The sequence below is a fragment of the Methylorubrum thiocyanatum genome (assembly GCA_014138645.1).
Classification (GTDB): Bacteria; Pseudomonadota; Alphaproteobacteria; order Rhizobiales; family Beijerinckiaceae; genus Methylobacterium; species Methylobacterium thiocyanatum.
The window spans coordinates 165,116-181,739 of sequence record JACJIB010000008.1; the positions used below are offsets into that span (position 1 = coordinate 165,116).

General features: G+C 71.2%; 17 protein-coding genes. 9 read left to right on the plus strand and 8 right to left on the minus strand.

The window, feature by feature from the left end:
* Window positions 1-29 precede the first annotated feature (29 nt).
* Together HNR51_RS21575 and HNR51_RS21580 are read left to right on the plus strand one after the other, a co-directional pair.
* Window positions 30-263, plus strand: coding sequence for an acetyltransferase (locus HNR51_RS21575; protein ID WP_182556309.1), 234 nt, complete (start codon window positions 30-32; stop codon window positions 261-263).
* The gene (locus HNR51_RS21580) at window positions 260-541 is read left to right on the plus strand and encodes a type II toxin-antitoxin system RelE/ParE family toxin (protein ID WP_182556310.1); all 282 of its coding nucleotides are present in this window, start codon (window positions 260-262) and stop codon (window positions 539-541) included. Before HNR51_RS21575 ends, HNR51_RS21580 begins: the two co-directional genes overlap by 4 nt.
* A gap of 23 nt (window positions 542-564) precedes the next feature.
* Here HNR51_RS21580 and HNR51_RS21585 read toward each other — a convergent pair whose 3' ends face one another.
* Window positions 565-1,764 (minus strand): penicillin-binding protein activator, encoded by a 1,200-nt coding sequence (locus HNR51_RS21585; protein ID WP_182556311.1) that lies wholly within the window; start codon window positions 1,762-1,764, stop codon window positions 565-567.
* 121 nt (window positions 1,765-1,885) lie between these two features.
* On the opposite strand from HNR51_RS21585, the gene rsmI reads away from it, so the two are divergent.
* Together rsmI and HNR51_RS21595 are read left to right on the plus strand one after the other, a co-directional pair.
* Entirely contained in the window at window positions 1,886-2,836 is a 951-nt protein-coding gene (gene rsmI, locus HNR51_RS21590; RefSeq protein ID WP_182556312.1) for a 16S rRNA (cytidine(1402)-2'-O)-methyltransferase, read from the plus strand.
* The gene (locus HNR51_RS21595) at window positions 2,820-3,206 is read left to right on the plus strand and encodes a YraN family protein (protein ID WP_182556313.1); all 387 of its coding nucleotides are present in this window, start codon (window positions 2,820-2,822) and stop codon (window positions 3,204-3,206) included. The genes rsmI and HNR51_RS21595 overlap by 17 nt, the downstream gene beginning before the upstream one ends.
* 28 nt (window positions 3,207-3,234) lie before the next feature.
* On the opposite strand, the gene HNR51_RS21600 is transcribed toward HNR51_RS21595, so the two are convergent.
* Entirely contained in the window at window positions 3,235-3,624 is a 390-nt protein-coding gene (locus tag HNR51_RS21600; RefSeq protein WP_012452411.1) for a response regulator, read from the minus strand.
* A 313-nt stretch (window positions 3,625-3,937) separates the two neighbouring features.
* On the opposite strand from HNR51_RS21600, the gene HNR51_RS21605 reads away from it, so the two are divergent.
* From HNR51_RS21605 to HNR51_RS21615, 3 genes are read left to right on the plus strand one after another with little or no spacing between them, the layout of a single operon-like run.
* Window positions 3,938-4,828, plus strand: a complete 891-nt coding sequence (locus tag HNR51_RS21605; RefSeq protein WP_182556365.1) for a glycine betaine ABC transporter substrate-binding protein — start codon at window positions 3,938-3,940, stop codon at window positions 4,826-4,828.
* Window positions 4,825-5,967, plus strand: coding sequence for an ABC transporter permease (locus HNR51_RS21610; protein ID WP_182556314.1), 1,143 nt, complete (start codon window positions 4,825-4,827; stop codon window positions 5,965-5,967). Before HNR51_RS21605 ends, HNR51_RS21610 begins: the two co-directional genes overlap by 4 nt.
* Window positions 5,964-6,680, plus strand: a complete 717-nt coding sequence (locus HNR51_RS21615; RefSeq protein WP_182556315.1) for an ABC transporter permease — start codon at window positions 5,964-5,966, stop codon at window positions 6,678-6,680. The genes HNR51_RS21610 and HNR51_RS21615 overlap by 4 nt, the downstream gene beginning before the upstream one ends.
* A 138-nt stretch (window positions 6,681-6,818) precedes the next feature.
* On the opposite strand, the gene ycaC is transcribed toward HNR51_RS21615, so the two are convergent.
* From ycaC to HNR51_RS21630, 3 genes are all read right to left on the minus strand, one after another.
* Entirely contained in the window at window positions 6,819-7,466 is a 648-nt protein-coding gene (gene ycaC / locus HNR51_RS21620; protein ID WP_182556316.1) for an isochorismate family cysteine hydrolase YcaC, read from the minus strand.
* Window positions 7,467-7,793: 327 nt separating this feature from the next.
* The gene (locus tag HNR51_RS21625) at window positions 7,794-8,900 is read right to left on the minus strand and encodes a L,D-transpeptidase family protein (RefSeq protein ID WP_182556317.1); all 1,107 of its coding nucleotides are present in this window, start codon (window positions 8,898-8,900) and stop codon (window positions 7,794-7,796) included.
* 106 nt (window positions 8,901-9,006) lie between these two features.
* A complete protein-coding gene (locus tag HNR51_RS21630; RefSeq protein WP_182556318.1) occupies window positions 9,007-9,954 on the minus strand; it encodes an extensin-like domain-containing protein in 948 nt (315 codons plus the stop codon).
* Window positions 9,955-10,164: 210 nt separating this feature from the next.
* Here HNR51_RS21630 and HNR51_RS21635 point away from each other — a divergent pair, with 210 nt between their 5' ends.
* Complete coding sequence (locus HNR51_RS21635; protein ID WP_182556319.1) at window positions 10,165-12,264, plus strand: M3 family metallopeptidase; 2,100 nt, start codon at window positions 10,165-10,167, stop codon at window positions 12,262-12,264.
* A gap of 148 nt (window positions 12,265-12,412) precedes the next feature.
* On the opposite strand, the gene HNR51_RS21640 is transcribed toward HNR51_RS21635, so the two are convergent.
* The gene (locus tag HNR51_RS21640; protein ID WP_012452420.1) at window positions 12,413-14,086 is read right to left on the minus strand and encodes a formate--tetrahydrofolate ligase; all 1,674 of its coding nucleotides are present in this window, start codon (window positions 14,084-14,086) and stop codon (window positions 12,413-12,415) included.
* Window positions 14,087-14,300: 214 nt separating this feature from the next.
* Entirely contained in the window at window positions 14,301-14,522 is a 222-nt protein-coding gene (locus HNR51_RS21645) for a heavy-metal-associated domain-containing protein (RefSeq protein ID WP_012452421.1), read from the minus strand.
* 287 nt (window positions 14,523-14,809) lie between these two features.
* On the opposite strand from HNR51_RS21645, the gene HNR51_RS21650 reads away from it, so the two are divergent.
* A complete protein-coding gene (locus HNR51_RS21650) occupies window positions 14,810-16,291 on the plus strand; it encodes an EAL domain-containing protein (RefSeq protein ID WP_182556320.1) in 1,482 nt (493 codons plus the stop codon).
* Between the two features lie 49 nt (window positions 16,292-16,340).
* Here HNR51_RS21650 and HNR51_RS21655 read toward each other — a convergent pair whose 3' ends face one another.
* A complete protein-coding gene (locus HNR51_RS21655; protein WP_012452423.1) occupies window positions 16,341-16,568 on the minus strand; it encodes a hypothetical protein in 228 nt (75 codons plus the stop codon).
* Window positions 16,569-16,624: the final 56 nt, after the last annotated feature.

Below are 16,624 nucleotides of genomic sequence, written 5' to 3' on the forward strand. Positions count from 1 at the left end.
CGTGCTAGGCTACCTCTCGGAGGGTCGTCATGGGCGATATGTTGGATCGGGCCGTGGAAGCCCTGCGGCGGATGCCGGCAAGCGACCGGGACAGCTTGGCACAGGCCATCCTCACCGTCGCTCACGGCGCGGCTCCGCTCGACATCGATCCCGAACATCTCCCAGCCGTCCTCGACGGACTCGCCCAGATCGAACGCGGCGAATACGTCGAAGGTGAACCCGAAGACCTCGTCGCCGCCGCGTTCCGCCGCCGCGTACCGTGAAGCTTCGCCTCTCCGCGCGGGCGAGCGACGATCTGAGCAGCATCGCCGCGTATCTCGCAGCCCGCGATCCACAAGCCGCCTACCATGTTGAGCAGCAGCTCGCGGACGCGCTTCGCAGGCTGCTCGATCATCCGAAGGCCGGTCGTCCGGTTGGGAGCGGATTACGCCGCCTCGCGGTGCCACGCCTGCCCTACCTGATTTATTACCGCGTCGATGAGGCGGCGGACGCGGTCGGTGTCGTAACGATCCGCCACACGGCCCGTCGGCCGCTCGGCTGACCCTTGCAAGGGGAGCGCCGCTCTCAGATCCCCGAAGGCCCGAGCACCTTCGGCGCCGGGCTCACCACGCTCGCGGCGTTGTTGCGGATCTCGTAGACCGCAAGCGTCCGCTCGCTGACGCCCTCGGGCAGGAAGCGGAAGGTGCCGTCGAGGCCGGAAAAGCCCGCCGGGTTGGTCAGCGTCGCGTCGGCGAAGCGTTGCGTGCCGTACTGGCGCACCAGCGCCGCCGTGAGCGAGACTGCGTCGTAGCCGAGCGAGGCGGTGCGGGGCGGCAGCGTGCCGAAGCGGGCCTGATAGCGCTGGGCGAAACTCGAGAAGCCGGCGGTGTCGGGCGCGGCGAAACGGGCGCCCTGGAAAGCCGGCTGCGCCATCACCCGCGGGTCGTTCCACAGGGCGAGGCCCAGGGGACGCACCCGCGCGGGCGAGAACCCGACCCGCGTCAGGGCCGGCCCGACGGACACCAGCCCGTCAGGCGTATCGGGCACGAACAGCGCGTCGGCCTGGGCGCCGCTGCCCGCGATGACGCCACGCAGCCGCTCGACGGCCGGGGCGGGATTGCCGGCGGCGTAGCGTTCGAGGCCGACGAGGCGGGCACCGCGCCGGGCCACGGCCTCGCGGAACTGCGCCTCCACGGCATTGCCGTAGGTCGTCTCGGGGATCAGCGCGGCAAATGAGCGGCGTCCGTTCGCCGTCGCCTCGTCGACGATCCGGTCGACCTCCGATTGCGGCAGGAAGCTGATGAGGTAGACGCCGCGGGCGGCCACCGCCGCATCGGTCGAGAAGGCAATGACCGGCTTGCCTGCCCCGCGGGCGACGCCACCGGCCGCCTGAACGTTGGCGGCGAAGAGCGGCCCGAGCACCACCTCGGCGCCCTCGGCGAAGGCCGCCTGCGCGGCCTCCCGCGCACCCTCGGGCGTGCCGCGGTCGTCCTTCACAAGGATCTGGAGGTTCGGCTTCTGGAAATCGTCGTAGGCGAGTTCGGCGGCGTTGCGCAGGGCCGCACCGACCGATGCACCGGGCCCGGTCAGCGGCACGATGAGCGCCAGCTTCACCGAGCCGGCGCCGATGACGTTGCCCGCGCCCGCCGCAGCGTCGGGCTCGGCCGCCGGAACCGTACGGGCCTCGGGCCGCGGACCGTCCGGGCCGCCGATGCAGCCCGAAAGTCCCATCGCGAGGAGCGCTGCACCCGCCAGCGCCGTCCACCGTCCGCCGCGTCGCGCCATCGCGAGCCCCCTGTCCGCGCGCAATCCAGGGTGACGATGCGGAGGGCCCTGCAAAAAGTAAATGTGAGGCCCGGCCTTTCCCCGGTCTTCAAAGGCGCGCGGGCGTGGCATTGTCGCGGCGATGACACAGCGACTCGACAAGCACCCCGAGCGGCCGCCCCGCGGCCCGGCCACCTTCACCGCCTTCGGCCTCGCCGCCGAGGCCGAGTCGCTGGCGCCGGGGCTCTACGTGGTGGCCACCCCGATCGGCAACCTGCGCGACGTCTCGTTCCGCGCGCTGGCGACGCTAGCCGCCGCCGACGCGGTGCTTGCGGAGGACACCCGCGTCACCCGGACCCTGCTGATGCATTACGGGATCACGACGCCCCTCGTGTCGTACCACGAGCATTCCAACGAGGCGGTGCGCGAGCGGATGGTAATGCGGCTGAAGGCCGGCGAGACCCTGGCGCTGGTCTCCGACGCCGGCACGCCGCTGGTGTCGGATCCCGGCTTCAAGCTGGTCCAGGCCGCCATTGCCGCCGGCATCCCGGTGACACCCATCCCCGGCCCGTCCGCCGTGATGACCGCCATCGTCGCCGCCGGCCTTCCGACCGACCGCTTCTTCTTCGAAGGCTTCCTGCCGCAGAAATCGGGGGCCCGCCGCAACAGGCTGGAGGCGCTGGCCGGGATCCCCGGCACCCTGGTAGTGTTCGAATCCCCGCACCGGCTCCCCGAGATGCTGGCGGATGCCGCCGCGACCCTCGGGCCGGAGCGCCCGGCGGCGGTGGCGCGCGAATTGACCAAGCTCTTTGAGACGATCCGCCGCGACAGCCTCGGCGGGTTGGCCGAGGCCTTCGCCCAGGAGGGGCCGCCCAAAGGCGAGGTCGTGGTGGTGATCGGCGCCGCACCCGAGGACGCGGTCGCACGTGAAGCCGATACTGGGCTGGATGCGCGGATCGAGGCGGCGCTCGCCCGCCACTCGATCAAGGACGCCGCGGCGCTCGTCGCCGACGAGACCGGCCAGCCCAAGCGCGTCGTCTACGCCCGCGCCCTGGCCCTCGCGCGCCGGGCGGACGATGAGACCCCCGCCTGATCCGGAGGCGCGCCGCCGCGCCACCCACGGCCGGGGCCTCTCGGCCGAAGCGCTGGCACTGCTCGCTCTGATGCTGAAGGGCTACCGCCCGCTCGCCCGGCGCTTCGCGGCCTCGGGCGGGGAGATCGACCTCATCGTGCGGCGCGGGCGGACGATCGCCTTCGTCGAGGTCAAGGCCCGGGCGACGCTGGAGGCCGCAGCGATCGCCATCGACGGCCGCAAACGCGCGAGGATGTCGCGCGCGGCGCGGGCGTGGCTCGCGCGGCACCGGTTGCCGGCGGACGCGATCCTGCGGGCGGATGCGGTTTTCGTGGCGCCGCGACGCTGGCCGCTGCACCTGCCGAACGCGTTCGAGATCGAAGGTGTGTGAGGTGGCGGCCGCAGACGGGCCGGCCCACTCAGCCCTCGGCGCCGGCGATGGCCGCGGCGAGGGTGCGCTTGAGATCGGCTTGGCTGAACGGCTTCTGCACCACCGGCCGGTCGCGGAACGGCTCGCGGATACCCGCGCCGCCGTAGCCGGTCGAGAACACGATGGGGAGGTTGCGCTCGGCGATGGCCTCGGCCACCGGATAGATCGGCTCGCCCGCCACGTTCACGTCGAGGATGGCGACCGTGAAGCTCTCGCTGCGCGCCATCTCCAGGGCCGTCGCGAGCCGGGCCGCCGGCCCGACGATTTCGCAGCCGAAATCGAGCAACATATCCTCGAGGAGCATCGAGATGGCCGCTTCGTCCTCGACGACCAGCACCCGCGCGCCGGACAGACGATCCTCGTTCGAATCCACACTCACGCCGGGTCGTCTTCCCTATCGATCCGTTCCCGATCCGGAACGTTGTCTCTGGCGGACCGGTCACGTCCTGAATGTTCCGGAGGGATTACCTCCGTTACGCTTCGGATGCTGAGGCCCCACCCGGAAAACGCTGCCCGGCACCGCGAGCCGTCGCCCGTAAAGCGGGGCGTGTCAAGCGCCGGAAAGCCTCGCGCATGCCTTGCGGATCGGCCCGATGTTATTCCTTGAAACATTTATGGCGCGCTGTCGCAGCCGGGCGACAGGCCCCGGACGATCAGGACCCCGCGCAACCTTGGGTCGGCGCCAGGTCATGATGGCGGCCGCTGCCGCGCTGGTCACGAATCCCGCTCGTGCCATGCCGGCCCACCGGATTGTGATCGGCTCGAAGAGCGATACGGAAGGCGCCCTTCTCGGAAACCTGATTTCCTTGGTTTTGGAAGGCCTCGGCCTGTCCGTGGAGCGCCGCCTCGGCCTCGGCCCCACGCTGATTGTGCGCACGGCGTTGCTTGCCGGAGAGATCGACCTGTACCCGGAATATACCGGCAACGTTGCCTTCTTCTCGGGCACCGAATCCGATCCTGCCTGGAAGACGGGGGAAAGCGCCTACGCGCTCGCCCTGCGGCTCGACGCCGCGCGGGGCCTCGTCTGGCTCGGGCGGGCGCCGGCGAACAACACGTGGCTGATCGCAGTGCAGGGCGCGCTCGCCCGTGAGCGGGGCCTCGCCACGATGTTGGATTTCGCGGGCGCGGTGCACGACGATCGGATCCGGCTCGCCGCCTCGACGGAGTTCGTGGAGAGCCCCGCCGCCTTGCCCTCCTTCGAATCCGCCTACGGCTTCCGCCTGCCGCTCTCGCGCATCGTCAGCCTGCCGGGGGGCGACACGGCCGTCACCGCCCGCGCCGCGGCGGAAGGGATCAGCGGGATCAATGCCGGCATGGTCTACGGCACGGACGGAGCGCTGGCCGCTCTCGATCTGACGGTGATGAGCGACCCGAAGGGCGCGCAGATCGTCTACGAGCCGGCGCCGGTGATCCGCGCCGGGACCCTGGAGCGCCATCCGCAGATTCGCGGCGCCCTCGACCGCGTCTTCGCGCGCCTCGACGCCGACACCCTGCGGCGGCTCAACGCGGCGATCACCGTCGAGGGGCGCACCGCCGCGGCGGTAGCGGCCGAGTGGCTCGGCACCCAGGCGAACCGCCCGTGACGGCACGCCTGCTTGCCGGCCTCGCCGCCGCGGCTCTGCTGCCGGCCCTGCTCGCCCTCCTGCCGGTGCTGCATCTGGCCCCGAACCGTCTGGTCACGGGCGCCCCCGTCATGGCCTCGGATGCCCTCGGCGCTTGGCTCTGGCCCGTCGTCGCGCTCGCCGCCCTCGGACCCGCCCTGCTGGTCGCGGGTCAGGGACGGGCGAGCGCCGCGCTGGCCGGGCTCGCCTGCCTCGCCGCCCTCGCCCTGCTACTCCTCGGCCTCGGAGCCGGCGCCGCCGATCTCATCGCCGGCAAGCCGCCTGCGACCCGGGCTCGGCTCGCCTCCGGTGCCTGGATCGGCCTGATCATGCTCGCAGGCGTGGCGGCCCTTACCGCCGGGCGGGCCCGCCTGCCCGGAGCGGGCTTTACCGCGGCGGCCGCCGTCGCGGCGGTGCTGGCGGGATTGTGGTGCAGCGGCAGCCTCGACGCGCTTTCGCTCGCCGTCGAACTGCGCATCCGGTCGGACAGCCTGGGCACCGCCTTCCGCGACCATCTCGCTCTCACCTTCGGCGCCCTCGGGCTCGCGGCCTGCGTCACCGGCGGTCTCGCCCTATGGCGGCGCGGGCGGGGCACTGTCGAACTCGTCGTGAGCGGGGTGCAGGTGGTGCCAGCGGTCGCCCTGCTCGGCGGTCTCGTCGCAGCGATCTCGGCGCTGCTCGCGGCGGCACCGGCGCTGCGCGGCTACGGCATCTCGGCGCTCGGCAGCGGCCCCGCCCTGCTCGGCATCGCCGCCTACCTGCTGCTGCCGCTCTGGCGCGGCCAAGAGGCGGCGCGCCGCGCGACGGATCCCGACACCCTCGACGCGGGGCGGGCCCTCGGGCTCACCGCGGGCCAGATCCTGACGACGATCCGCCTGCCGCTCGGCGCGCCCCTCTTCGTCGGCGGGTTGCGCGTCGCCGTGGTCCAGGCGCTCGGCCTCGCGACCCTGGGCGCGCTGGTCGGGGCGGGCGGGCTCGGCACCCTCGTGTTCGACGGCATGGCGCAGTTCGCACCGGACCTAATCCTGCTCGGTGCTCTGCCGATCATCGTGCTGGCGCTCGCTGCCGAAGGCACCCTTGGCAGCCTGGAGGCGGCCTTGCGCCGACGGTGGCCGCGATGAGGCCGGTCCCGCCGGCCTTGGGGCCCCTCCTCCTCGGCTCGGCGCTGGCCGCCGCGAGCCATCCGGCCATCGCCGCCCGTCTCGGCGCCGGGGGCGCGCAACGCCCCCTTGCCACCGGCCGCTTGGCGGCGCTGGCGCTGAACCATCTCGTCCTCGCCGCGACCGGGCTGGCGATCGTCGCGGTGCTCGGCATCGGGCTCGGCCTGATCGCCACGCGGCCGCGTTTCGCGGCGTTCCGCGCCGGGATCGATTCCCTCGCCGCCCTCGCTCAGGCGGTGCCGCCGGTGGTCGTTGTGGCGCTGGCCCTGCCCGTGCTCGGCTTCGGCGGGCCGCCGACCCTGCTGGCGCTCGTTGCCTACGGGATCATGCCGACCCTGCGCGGCACGGTCGGCGCGCTCGATGCCGTGACCGTCGAGGCGCGGGAACGGGCCCAGGCCCTCGGCCTGACACCGGCGCAGATCCTCGCCTCGATCGAACTGCCGCTCGCCGCCGCGGGCCTCGTGGACACGCTGCGCACCGCCCTGGTGCTCGCGGTCTCCGTGACTGCGGTCGGGGCGCTCGCCGGAGCCTCGACCCTCGGCACACCGATCGTCGCCGGGCTGCAGAACCAGAACATCGTGGCAATGCTTCAGGGCGCCCTGGCGACCGCCTCGCTCGCCTTCCTCGGGGATGCGGCGCTGCTGGCGCTCGGCGCGCGCCTGCGCAGGGCCTGAGCAGCCCCTGTCCGCAGACCGCCGCCGCTCGATCCAGAGGGCGGCGCCGCCCTGATCGCGTCGGGGCGGCGGCTCTCTGTCATCGTTCGGCCTCACCATCCTTCGGCGGACCGGCGACTACTTCGTCGAAGTGCGCCCTCAGGCGCCGGGCGCCGCGTGCGAGGCGCTGCCCCGGACGGCGGCGTAGCTCGTCATCAGGTTGCGGTAATCCGGGATGTGGTCGCCGAGCAGCGTCGCCAGTCCTTCGACATCCCGGCGCCAGTCGCGGTGCAGCTCGCACGCCACCGCGAACCAATTGACCAGTTGCACGCCGGCCGCCGACATCCGGTTCCAGGCGCCGTCACGCACGACGGGATTGAAGGTGCCGGAGGCGTCGGTGACGGCAAACACCTCGTAGCCCTCGGCGATGGCCGAGAGGGCCACGAAGGCGACGCAGACCTCGGTGACGACGCCGGCGATGATGAGCTGCTTGCGGCCCGTCGCCTTCACGGCGGCGACGAAGTCAGGGTTGTCCCAGGCGTTGATCTGGCCGGGCCGGGCAATGAAGGGCGCATCCGGAAACTTCGCCTTCAGCTCGGGCATGATCGGGCCGTTGGGGCCGTCCTCGAAGCTGGTGGTGAGGATCGTCGGAAGCCGGAAGTAGGCGGCGAGGTCGGCGACGGCGAGGACGTTGTTCTTGAACCGGTCGGGGTCGAAGTCGCGCACCAGCGACATCAGTCCGGCCTGATGATCGACGAGCAGAACGACGGCTTGGTCGAGGTCGAGGCGATTGTAGGGCTTGCTCATCCTTGTCTCCATCAGGGCGGCCGGTGCGGCGCGGCTTCGATGGGGGGACTGTGCCGGACTCCTCTGAGGGCCGAAATAGAAACGATCGAAACGGATCGTTTCATATTATACGATTATGTCGTCGGATGTCGGCCCTGGCTGTCGCGAGTCCTTCTTGCGGACGAGCGTTTGCCCAGCCGTCGGACAACGTTTCTGCGGCGCGGATTCGGCACGGCGTTTGAAACGACGACCAACTCGTGCGCGGCCTGCCACCGGACGCGGCCGTCGCTTCCCGGCCTTGTGGCGCCCGAAGGCGAAAGCCGGCCGGCATCGCCCGGCCGCTTCCGCCTACTTCTCTAGAAATTCGACCTTCGCACCCTTCTGCGTATGGCTCGCGAGGTCGCGCGCGTCCCAGTTCGTCAGGCGGATGCAGCCGTGCGACTCGGTCTTGCCGACCTTCTCCGGGTCCGGCGTGCCGTGGATGCCGTAGGACGGGATCGAGAGGTCGATCCAGACGAGCCCGACCGGGTTGTTGGGTCCCGGATGGATCGAGAACTTCTTCGTCGCCTTCACGCCCTTGAAGCGGTACTTTGGGTTGTAGGTGTACCAGGGATCGAAGGCGACGGCCTTCACCTTCGCCGATCCGTCGGGGGCCGGCTTCTCGTCGCTGCCGATGGAAGCGGGGTAATCCGCCGTCAGCTTGCCGTCCTCGCCGAAGGCGCGCACCCGCTTCGTGCGCTTGTCGACCTCGATGCGGGTCACCTTGGGGGCGACCGGCGCACCCTCGACCTTCCCCTCGCCCAGCGGCGGCACCGCCGCCACGACGAGCGTACCGCCCGCCTTGTCGAGGGGCACGTCGGGATTGAGGGCCGAGAGCAGGTCGCGCTGCATGTGGAAGCGCTCGGCCAGCATCTCGCGCGTGTTGGTGTAGCGCATCGGCCCGACCTCGGCCTGCTCCTCCATCTTGGCCGGCATCCGCTCGACGAAGGGGCCTTTCACGTCCTCCTCCGTGATCGTGTATTGCGTCACGACCGGCTCCTTGCTCGTCGCCTGGAGACGGTCGAACACCTCGCGGGTCAGGCGGTCGCCCTCGGGCAGCCCCTGCGCCGCGGCGAAGGCCTTGATCGCACCGCGCAGGTTCTCGCCGTCGCGCCCGTCGATGGCGCCGGGGGAGAAGTGGGCCCGGTCGAGCAGCACCTGCACTTTCACCAGCAGCGGGTCGGGCTTCGCATCCGCCTCCTTCAGCTTCTTCGCCGACTTGGAGTCCTTCTTCGAGCCCTTCTTAGGCTCCGTCTTGGACGTCTCGTTCGTCTTGGACCCGTCCTGCGGCTCCTGGAACGTCGCGTTCTCGATGGCTTCGCGGGTCAGATCCGGCGTGCCGGTCCCGGCGGCCTGCGCACTCGCCGACCACACACAGAGCGCCACCAGCGCCCCACGCATCCACGCCCGTTCCATTGCCCGCCCGCGCTCCACATGTGACGACCAAGAAGAAGCGATGGCAAAGCGCCACCGTTCCCGCGGCGAATGGCGCGTCTTCGCGTGTCGGGCGGGGCGATGCCGCCTATTGGCAGAGGCGGTGCCCGGCGTTGCGCTCGCGCAGGTCGAGATGCAGGTGGTTGCCGTGCGCCGCGTCACTGCCCGGCCCCAGCACCGTGCGGAAGAAGCCGCAGGCGCCGGTCCGCACGGATGCCAGGAACGCGGCCTCCGGCGAGCCGTCCGGCGCGGCGGTCACCTTGAGGCTCGCGCGCTTGGCGAAGCCGTAGCCCATTACGTCGATGGCGTTGGCGAAGCTGTGCTCGCTGAGCTTGGCATCCGTGTCGTGGTTCTGCCCGCGGCAGACATAGGTTCCGCCGAGCGCGAGGCTCTTCAGGCTGTCGCCGAACTCCTTCTGCGCCGCGACCTGAACCTCGGTGGCCCAGCGCGCCAGCGCTTCCGCCGCCCGGCAAGTGAGCGTGGCGGCCGGTTCCAGCGCCACACCGTCGGCAAGGGTGGTCACGGTCAGCGGACGCGGCGCGCTGCACTGGCCGTTGCCGAGCGGAGCCGCGGCCTCGAACCGGGCACCGAGCCGTTCCAGCCGGCGCAGGCAGGCGGTGTCGTCGGGCGCGGACACCTTGAGGGCGAGCGCCGAGTCGCCGGACAGCTCGGGCGGCCGCTCCGGCGGAAGCGGGGCATCCGGCAGAGTGGTGGGCGTTTCCTTGGCGTCCTTCGCCGTCTCCTTCACCGGCTCGGGCTGCGGTGCGTCCGGCTTCGGGCGGTTTCCCTGACCGGCCTCCTTGTCAGGAGCGGCGGCGAGTTCCGGCGGGCGCTCCGGCGGCAGCGGCGTCACCTGAGGTGCGGGCGGCAGGAGGTCACCGGGACGCGCGGGCGGCTGGGGCGGCGGCAGCGGCACCGTCGCGGGCGGTGGCTTGGCCGGCTCCGACCGCGCGAGCCCAGGCGACAGGGCGAGCGCCAGCACGCACGCGGTCACCGAGCACGCAATCGAGCGGACGGCGAGGGTGAAAGACTTCATGCCGCGTCTGTCCCATCCACCCGGCCCATCCACCCGGCCCACGTCACCGTCTCCTCATCGGCTGCCCGATCCTCCGCGGCAAGGACGCTGCGGACACGCCCCGCGGATTCGTGACAGAACCCGGCGCCACGGGCTGTCGCTTTGCGCTGCTCGGCCCACAAACCTATGTTCCGCTTCTCACCGCACGACCTTCCCCGAGGGCTCCCGTCCATGACCGCCGACACCGCACGCGACCTTTCCGAGGGTACGGAGCCCGGCCACGGCAACGCGGCCGCCAATCCGTTCGATGCCGCGGAATGGGCGACGCCCTTCGGCCTGCCGGATTTCGCGGCGATCCGGCCGGAGCACTACGTGCCGGCCTTCGCCCACGCCCTGAAGCGGCACGAGGCCGAGATCGCGGCGATCACCGGGAATGCGGAGGCTCCCACCTTCGCCAACACGGTGGCGGCGATGGAGCGGGCGGGCGGCGCCCTCGACCGGGTCGCCAACGTGTTCTTCAACCTGACAGGCAGCAATACCAGCCCGGAGCTTCAGGCGATCGAGCGGGCGGTCGCGCCGCAGCTCGCGCGGCATTCCAGCGCCATCACCCTCGACCCGCAGCTCTGGGATCGGCTCTCGGCCATCGACCCCGATGCGGAGGCTCTGGGCGACGAGGAACGGCGCGTGCTCGACCGCTACCGCAGCCGCTTCCACCGGGCGGGCGCCGGGCTCGCCCCGGAAGCCAAGGCCCGCATCGCCGAGATCGCGATCCGTCTGGCCGAGCTCGGGACGCAATTCGCCCAGAACGTGCTGGCCGACGAGCGCGACTTCGTCCTGCCGCTCGACGGCGCGGACGACCTCGCCGGCCTGCCACCCTTCCTGCGCGACGCCGCCGCGGAGGCGGCGCAGGAGCGGGGCGGCGCGCACAGCCACGTCGTCACCCTGTCGCGTTCGCTGATCGAGCCGTTCCTCGTCTTCTCCACCCGCCGCGACCTGCGAGCCCTGGCCTACGCCGCCTGGACCCGGCGCGGCGAGACCAGCGGCGAGACCGACAACCGGGCGGTCATCGCCGAGATCGTGCGCCTGCGGGCCGAGCGGGCGCGGCTTCTCGGCTTCGAGAGTTTCGCCCATCTCAAGCTCGACGACACCATGGCCGGCTCGCCCGACGCGGCGATGGAGCTGCTGCGCAACGTCTGGAAGCCGGCGCTGCAGCGCGCGGCGGAGGAACGCGAGGCGCTCCAGGCCCTGGTGCGGGCGGAGGGGCACGACTTCGCCCTCGAAGCCCATGACTGGCGCCACTATTCCGAGAAGCAGCGGCGGGCCGAGCACGACCTCGACGAATCCGAGATCAAGCCGTACCTGCCGCTTGAGGGCATGATCCAGGCGGCCTTCGACACCGCCTCACGGCTGTTCGGGCTCGGCTTCGAGGAACTGCGCGACGTGCCGCGCTATCACCCGGACGTTCGCACCTGGCTCGTGCGCGACGCCGACGGCTCGGAGGTCGGGCTGTTCCTCGGCGACTACTTCGCCCGGCCCTCGAAGCGTTCGGGCGCCTGGATGAGTGCCTTCCGCTCGCAGGAGCGGCTGAACGGCGACATCAAGCCGATCATCGTCAACGTGATGAACTTCGCCCGCGCCCCGCGGGGCGAGCCGACGCTGCTCTCCTTCGACGACGCCCGCACGCTGTTCCACGAATTCGGCCACGCCCTGCATGGGCTCCTGTCCGACGTGACCTACCCGCTGCTCTCCGGCACCGCGGTCTCGCGCGACTTCGTGGAACTGCCCTCGCAGCTCTACGAGCACTGGCTGCAGCAGCCGGAGGTTTTGCGCGCCCATGCCCGCCATGTGACGACCGGGGAGCCGATGCCGGACGCCCTGCTCGAACGCCTGCTCGCGGCGGCGACCTTCAACCAGGGCTTCGCCACGGTGGAATACGCGGCCTCGGCCATCGTCGACATGACGCTGCACCTCTCCGCCGCCGGGGAAGACGGGCTCGATGTGGTCGCCTTCGAGGCGGATGCCCTGCGCCGCATCGCCATGCCGGCCGAGATCGCGGCGCGCCACCGGGCGCCGCATTTCGCGCATATCTTCTCCGGCGACGGCTATGCGGCCGGCTACTACAGCTATCTCTGGTCGGAGGTGCTCGACGCCGATGCGTTCGACGCGTTCCGCGAGGCCGGGGACATCTTCCACCCGCAGACGGCGCAACGCCTGCGCCGGACGATCTACGGCGCGGGCAACCTGCGCGACCCGCGCGAGGCCTACACCGCCTTCCGCGGGCGGTTGCCGAGCATCGAGCCGCTGCTGAAGAAGCGCGGGCTCGCGGCGTAGGGCAAAAAAAAGCCCTCCCCCGCAGAGGGGGAGGGTCGTGGGCTGGCTAGAGCATTGTCCCGAAAGGTGGCTGCCGGCTTTCGGAAAAAGACGATGCTAAAACAAGAGCCTAGCGCATCGTGCTGGATCCGATATCCAGCACGATGCGCTAGAACAGCCCGTCGATCTGCCCGTTGGCGTCCAACCGGATGGTGTCCGCCGCCGGCACCTTGGGCAGGCCCGGCATGGTCATAATCTCACCGCAGATCGCCACGACGAAGCCGGCGCCCGCCGAAAGGCGCACGTCGCGCACCGAGACGAGGTGGCCGGAAGGCGCGCCCATCAGGGTCGGGTCGGTCGAGAACGAGTACTGCGTCTTGGCCATGCAGATCGGGAGGTGGCCGTAACCGTCCTTCTCGAAGCCGGCGAGCTTGGTGGCCGCCTTCGATTCGATCTGGATGTCGGCCGCGCCGTATAGCTTGGTCGCGATCGCCTTGATCTTGTCGGTGAGCTTCGTCTCGGTGTCGTAGGCGAAGGTCAGCGGCTTCTGCTCGCCCTCGGCGAGCTTCACCACGGCCTGCGCCAGTTCCTCGGCGCCCGCGCCGCCTTCCGCCCAGTGCTTGCAGGTGATCGCCTCGACCTGGAGACGGTCGCGGCACAGCTCCTTCAACTTGGCGTGCTCGGCGTCGGTGTCCTGGAAGAAGTGGTTCACACCGACGACGACCGGCAGGCCGAAGCCGCGCACGTTCTTCACGTGGCGCTCGAGGTTGGCGAAGCCCTTCTCCAGAGCGTCGAGGTTCTCGCCCTGGAGATCCTTCTTGTTGACGCCGCCATGCATCTTCAGCGCACGGACGGTGGCGACGATCACCACCGCGGAGGGCTTGAGGCCGGTCTGACGGCACTTGATGTCGATGAACTTCTCCGCGCCGAGGTCGGCACCGAAGCCGGCTTCCGTCACCACGTAATCGGCCAGCCGCAAGCCGGTCTGGGTGGCGATCACCGAGTTGCAGCCGTGGGCGATGTTGGCGAACGGGCCGCCATGGATCAGCGCCGGGTTGCCCTCCAGCGTCTGCACTAGGTTCGGCTGGAGCGCGTCCTTGAGCAGCACCGTCATGGCGCCGGTGGCCTTCACGTCGGCCAGCGTCACCGGCTTGCGGTCACGGGTCTCGGCGATGACGATGCGGCCGAGGCGCTCCTCGAGGTCGGCGAGGTCACGCGCAAGGCAGAACACCGCCATGACCTCGGAGGCCACGGTGATGTCGAACCCGTCCTCGCGCGGGAAGCCGTTGGCGACGCCGCCGAGCGACTGGTTGATGGCGCGAAGCGCCCGGTCGTTCATGTCGACCACGCGGCGCCAGTGGATGCGGCGCACGTCGATGTTCAGTTCGTTGGCCCAGTAGACGTGGTTGTCGATCAGCGCCGCGGCGAGGGAGTGCGCCGAGGTGATGGCGTGGAAGTCGCCGGTGAAGTGCAGGTTGATCTGCTCCATCGGCACGACCTGGGCCTTGCCGCCGCCGGCCGCGCCGCCCTTCATGCCGAAGCATGGGCCGAGCGAGGGCTCGCGCAGGCACATCACCGCCCGCTGGCCGATGCGGTTCAGCGCGTCGCCGAGGCCCACCGTCGTCGTGGTCTTGCCCTCGCCCGCGGGCGTCGGCGAGATCGCGGTGACGAGGACGAGCTTGCCCTCGGGCTTGCCCTCCAGCGACTTGATGAAGCCGTGGTCGATCTTGGCGATGTGCTTGCCGTAGTTGTGCAGCGCCTCGTCGGGAATGCCGATCCGCTCGGCGACCTGGGCGATGGGCTTCAGCGTCGCCGCGCGGGCGATCTCGATGTCTGAGGGCATTTCTCTCACCGTCGTTTCTTGTCGCGGGGGCTCGCGGCCTGAGCCGCCGCCGCCCGGCCGAGGGTCCACCCCCGTGCCTCGGTGCTTAGCGGACGCAACAGCCACGATAAACCGATTGTCGCAGTGTGGGCGAAACGGCGCAGAAAAGCCTCTCGGATTTTTTTGATTGCGACCGTTAAGTTTCTTCAGAGGACAAGCAGAATCCGGAGCCGCCTCAGCCGGTCATCGCCGTGGCGGTGTAGCCGGCCTTGGTGAGCGCCTGCGCCACGTCGAGGCTCTGCGCCACGGTGGTCGCGGTCACCCGGCCCAGACCGACATCGACGGAGACCTCCGCCTGCGGGTCGAGGCGGCGGATCGTGCGGCGCACCGCCTCGGCGCAGCCCTCGCAGGTCATGCCGTCCACGCGCATCGTCAGTTCGATCGGCGTCTGATCCATCGCTCAACTCTCTCCGGCCGCCCGGTCGGCCCGCCTCATGTCTGCGGACATGTGGCCTTCGGACCGCGTGCGGCAAGCGGACCCGTGGCTTCGGGCCGAATGCACGGGAGAAACCGGCCCGCTGCCTTGCGGCGGAGGGCTGGCTCGGCGACATTAGGGTTACGCAGAGCCGGAGTTGTGTGCCCCACCCGCCGGCGCGTTCGAGCCACACGTCTTGCGGAGGCCCGCTCCGCACCGTGAAAGAGAAGCCCGGCCGCGGCCGTCAGACAGAAGCGCGTCGATCGACGGTGAAGACACCGCAATCCCGTACGATCCGCCCGCGCGGCACCCCCTGGATCCTCGGCCTCGTCGGCGTCCTGGTCCTCGTTCCGCTGGCGCTCCTCGTGCCGCTCGCCGCGGTCGCCGCGGTGTCCGGTCTCGCCATCGTCGGCGGCGCCCTGCTCTGGCGGCGGCTGTCGCGGCTCGTCACGGCGCAGGAGGTCGTCTCGAAGGAGATCGGCGTCCTGTCCCAGCGCCTCGTGAAGCTGGAGGCCGTCGCCGCGGCCCTGGTGCAGACGCGGATGCAGGGCACGCCCTCTGCCGAGCCAGCGGCGGCGGCGACCGACGAGGGTCTCAAGGCGCTCGACGCGCGGTTCGTCTCCGGCATCGAGGAGGTGACCGCCGAGATCGGCATCCTCAGCGGCATCGTGCGGGAACTCGCCGCGGTGGTGGCGGCGCAGGACGGCGACATCGCCGGATTGAAGCAGCGGGCCGCGGCGCCCGCACCGGTGCCGCGTCCGCAGCGGGTGGCGGACACGATCCAGCCGAGCCCGGTACCGGCTGCGGCGGTGCTGCCCGAGCCCGAACCGGTGGCTGCGCCGATGCGGCTCGTGCCGCGCACGACCCCGCCCGCGACCCGCCCGACCGATCCCTTCGCCAACGGCGCGGAGGCGGCGCCGCTGATCGACGCCTTCGACGGCGAGGGGCTCGAAGTCTACCTCCAGCCGGTCGTGACCCTGCCGCAGCGCAAGGTCGTGGCCTACGAGGCGCTGGCGCGGCTCAAGGTCGGGGAGGCGGTCTACGCGCCCGAAACCTTTCTGCCGGTGCTAGAGCGGCACGGCCGCACCACGGCGCTCGACCGGCGCATGCTCCAACGCGTCGCCACCATCGCCCGCCATCTCCAGGGGCGCGGCAGCCCGGCCTCGGTCAGCTACAGCCTCACGCCGAATTCGCTGTTCGAGCCGGGCTTCCTGCGCTCCCTCGGCCGCCTCGTCAGCGAGGGGCCGGAACTCGCCGGGCGGGTGGTGATCGCCCTGCCGCAAACGAGTTGGCGCAGCCTCGATGCCGAGCAGGCCGCCCTGCTGGCGGGCCTGCGCGGGCGGATCGGCTTCGTGATGGACCGCCCGATCGACCTGCGCTTCGACCCGACGGCTTTGGCCGAGCGCGGCATCACCCAGGTCAAGGTTGCGGCCGCGCTGCTGCTTCGCCCCCTCGACCGCGAGGCGATGCCCGATATCGCGCTGGAGGATCTGGTGGCGTCCCTGGCCCGGGTCGGGATCCGCCTCGTCGCGACCGGGGTCGAGGCCGAGACGGAGGTGCCCGACCTCATCGATCTCGACGTGCCGCTGGCGCAGGGCAGCGTGTTCGCCGCGCCCCGTGCCGTCCGGGCGGAGGTGCTCTCGGCCGCCCCCGACACGGCACCGCCGCCTCCACCCCCCTCCCCTGATCCGCCGCCGAGCCCGCCGCCGCAGCGCCGCCCCTTCCGGGACTTTCTGCGCCGAGCCGGGTGAGCCGGGACGCGGGCGAGGTCGTCAGCGCGACGCCGTCGGAATCTGGCCTTCAGCCCTGGGCGGCGTCGCGCTCCAGGCGCTTGCGCAGCCGCGTCGCGCCGTAGACTTCCGCCAGACGCTGACGCGCCGCGTGAACCGGCGGCGCCGCGCGCTCGGCGCGGGCGGCGGCGATCACCAGCAGCGTCGTCGCGATGGAATGATGCATCTGCCCTTGCGCGCGGGCCCGGTCGAGAGCCTCACCGGATGCGCGATCCGGCCGCCGATCGAAGTTCGCCATGGTCCTGCCCCTGCGGCGTTCCGTATTCGGAGTCCGCAGCCATCTTCGGGGAGGAC